3 protein-coding genes and 2 pseudogenes are annotated in these 3,360 nt (G+C 70.9%); 3 read left to right on the forward strand and 2 right to left on the reverse strand.

The window, feature by feature from the left end; all coding sequences use genetic code 11:
- The coding region (locus tag EAO76_RS41270; protein ID WP_262376186.1) for a transposase family protein at positions 1-431 on the forward strand (431 nt) is incomplete at its 5' end.
- 62 nt (positions 432-493) lie between these two features.
- Here EAO76_RS41270 and EAO76_RS41275 read toward each other — a convergent pair.
- Together EAO76_RS41275 and EAO76_RS41280 are read right to left on the reverse strand one after the other, a co-directional pair.
- Positions 494-661: pseudogene (locus EAO76_RS41275) on the reverse strand (transposase); the annotation flags it as partial.
- A gap of 90 nt (positions 662-751) precedes the next feature.
- The gene (locus EAO76_RS41280; RefSeq protein WP_148841379.1) at positions 752-1,174 is read right to left on the reverse strand and encodes a helix-turn-helix domain-containing protein; all 423 of its coding nucleotides are present in this window, start codon (positions 1,172-1,174) and stop codon (positions 752-754) included.
- 87 nt (positions 1,175-1,261) lie between these two features.
- Here EAO76_RS41280 and EAO76_RS41285 point away from each other — a divergent pair, with 87 nt between their 5' ends.
- Positions 1,262-2,077, forward strand: a complete 816-nt coding sequence (locus EAO76_RS41285; protein WP_148841380.1) for an NAD(P)H-binding protein — start codon at positions 1,262-1,264, stop codon at positions 2,075-2,077.
- Positions 2,078-2,082: 5 nt separating this feature from the next.
- Positions 2,083-2,278: pseudogene (locus EAO76_RS41290) on the forward strand (helix-turn-helix domain-containing protein); the annotation flags it as partial.
- Positions 2,279-3,360: the final 1,082 nt, after the last annotated feature.

The raw sequence follows: 3,360 nt of genomic DNA on the forward strand, positions 1-3,360 counted from the left end.
AGAAACAGAACACGATGAAGGCCACCGTCGTCGCCGACCATCAGGGCCGCACGCTCTGGACCGACGCCCTGCGACCAGGGCGGATGCACGACGCGACCGCCGCACGCAACGAAGGCATCGGTACCTGTTTCCAGCACTTCTCCGACGTGGAGGTCCTTCTGGACGACGGCTGTCCCGGGCCCCGCCGCGATCATCCCGGCCAGGCCGTGACCCCACCCAGGAAGGGAAACAAGATCAGCCCGCCCGAGGTCCTCGAAGCCCGCCTACGAGCCCGGCACCGGCACTCCTCAAAGCGCATCACCGTCGAACACGCCCTCGCCGACCACAAACGCTGGAAGCAACTGGTCCGCTGGACCCACCGCCGGGAGAACCTGCCCGCCACCTACCGGGCCATCGCCGGCCTCGTCTCCGACCGCGACACCACCGGCTGACACAAACCCGCAGCACAGGCCCCCACGTATCCAATGCAATCACGCACCAGCTCGTAAGGCGCGGTCTGGAACGGGCCGAGCTCCTCCGGAAGGTCCCGCCAGGGTGCGCCCGTACGGTACTTCCACACGATGGCCTCCAAAGTGCGTCGGTGGTCCGCCCACCTGCGCCCTCGGGCCGGATGAGCTGGCATCAACGGCTCGATCCGCTCCCACATCGCATCGCTGATCATCAATCGGGCCGACGTATCCGATCAACTGTGCAGCCGATCAAAGAGACACGCCCGGTGTTGCGGGTCAGGAGGTTGATGACGTTTCGCTGATCAGCGGATCTCGTTGTCGGGGTGCTCGCTGTCGTAGGCCTCACGGGCGCGGGCGATGTGGGCCCGGTGTTCGAGTGACCATTCAGCGAGTGCCTTGACGAGGTGGGTCAGGCTCGCGCCAGTCTCGGTGAGCCGGTAATCGACCTGAGTCGGCACGGTCGGATACACGGTCCGAAGGACCAGCCCGTCTCGCTCCAGCCGGCGCACCGTAAGGGTCAGCATGCGCTGGGAGATCCCGTCGATGGCGCGCTGGAGTTGCCGGAAGCGCCGCGGGCCGCCTGCGAGCTCGACGATGACGAGGACCGACCACTTGTCACCGACCCGGTCGAGGACGTCGCGGATCCCGCAGTCGGGGTGGTCCTGTTGTCCGCAGGGTTCGAGTTCAGCGGGTCCAGCGGTTACCTCGGTGTGCCTCACTGACACGAAACTGCCTCCTTGTGGGCCGGCCTGGACCGGTTGAAGATCTCACCGTAGTTACTGAAGAGAACCACGGTAGGAGACAGAACCACAATGATCATGGTGACCGGCGCGAACGGACAGCTCGCCTCTCTCACGCTCCAGGAGTTGGCTGAGCGCAACGTTCCCGCGCTGGGCGGCACTCGATCGCCCGCACCAGGGCAGCGGCGGCTCGACTTCGACGACCCCACGAGCCTCGACCTCACAGGCGTTTCTACACTGGTGCTCGTCTCGGCGGGGTACGCCGAGGACGACCAGGTCATCGCCCGGCACCAGGCGGCCCTAGACGCTGCGGTGCGCGATGGCGTGAGCCACGTGGTGTACACCAGCCTGACCGGCGACGGCGACCACCTCGGCTTCGCCCTCGCGCATCGGGCCACCGAGCAGCTGATCAAGGCCAGCGGACTCGGATGGACGGTCCTGCGCAACGGGCTCTACGCCGAACTCTTCGGGGCGCTCCTGACCTGGACCGCTGACGGCGTGGAGTCGGCGTTCGGCGACGGAGCACTCGCCGCTGTGGCACGGGCGGACCTGGCCGCGGCTGCAGCTGTCGTGGCCAGCAACCCGGCCCCGCACACCGGCAAGACCTACGACCTCGTCGGCGAACCGATCACCGCCGCCGACATTGCCGAATCTCTCGGAGTCGCGCACCGGACCATCGGGCTCCAAGAATACCGGGCCCGACTCCTTGCAGACGACACGCTACTGCCGTTCCAGCCGCCGATGCTCGCCTCGATCGCGACCAGCGTCCGCCACGGGTTCCTCGGCACCACTAGCCCCGGCCTCGCCCAACTACTCGGCCGACCGCTCACCGACCCGCTCTCCGTCGCCACGGACACCGCGGCCGCGATGCGCCCCGACGCCAGCTGACACAGATGGTTCACCGCAATGCGCCACTGTCCGTCGAAGGCCGCCGTCGCCTGATCGAACGTTGCCGCACCCGGCCGATTGCGCACGTAGCCGCCGAGATAGGTATCTCCCGGGCGTACGCCTCGAAGTGGGTTAACCGCTATCGCCAACACGGGGACCTCGGATTGTTCGACCGATCCTCGACTCCGTCCCGGCAGCCGACTCACCGCTCCGCGCCGTCGACCACCTACTCCGCGGCCCTGCCCCGTGTCGCCGCCGCCTTACCGCGCCGGGCCGCCGCCGGGCTGTGCCGTGCTCGACGGCCTGGCCGCGGCCCGTCTCGCCAGCCCTGCCGCCGTCTCCCGCCGCGGTCCCGCCCGGTGGTCGGCCGTCCCCGCCCCGCCGTTTCGCGCCGTCGGGTCCGGGCCCGGCCGTCGGCGCTCCGACCTGCTGCCGGGCCGTTCGCGTGATGGTCGACGACCTGACGGTGCGCCCGCGGCCCCGCCCCGCCGCGCCGCCCCGCGCTACTGGGCCGCTGACGCGAGGGGAATCCGCGCCCCGGGTTCCCCTCGTGCCGATGGCCCGGCCGCGGCCGCGCCCGCCGCCGTACCGTGGTCGACGACCTCGCGTCCCGGGTTCCTGCCGCGTCGACGGCCCGGCCGTGGTCACACCGCCGTGCTCTGCCGCGTTCCGCGCCCCCCGTACCGTCTCGTCCCGGGCTGTACCGCGGTCGGTGGCCGGTTGGCCCGGCCCCCGCGCCGACGGCCCAGCTGCCGCGCCGCTGCGGTGGGTCCGGGGCCCGGCCCGCCCGGTCCCGCGGCCTCACCGTGTCGTCGACGACCTTCCCCGCTCGCCCCGTCCCGCCGTCCGGGCCCCGCGGCCCGGCCCGTTGCTGTGTCTGGTCAGCCGGACCGTGCCGGGGTGTAACGCCCGTGCCCGGGTACACAGTTCATCCTTGCCGCGGGGCCGCGGGGGCCGGCTGTGTGGGTCGTGCTCCCGGTCCGCTCCGTACTGCCCGCCTTGTCCGTCACCCGCGGGCTTGCCGTTCCGCGTCGTCGACTCCCCGTCCCGCAGCCGTGCCGCGCCGTGGCGACGGAGAGCGGGTCGGTGAGCGGTCGGCCGAGTAGTTGGGCGAGGCCGGGGCTAGTGGTGCCGGCCTCGCCGTCGAGGCTGACGTACACCACGGGGCGTTCTTCTCCACCCTCGCCGACGAAGCAGAACGCGTCACCTGAGGCCGCCCGCGCGAACTGCTCCAGCCGGGCTCCAGAGGCAAGCCGGACCCCGTCTTCCAGCTCCTGGTCGGC

Source organism: Streptomyces sp. sk2.1, assembly GCF_008120935.1.
GTDB lineage: Bacteria > Actinomycetota > Actinomycetes > Streptomycetales > Streptomycetaceae > Streptomyces.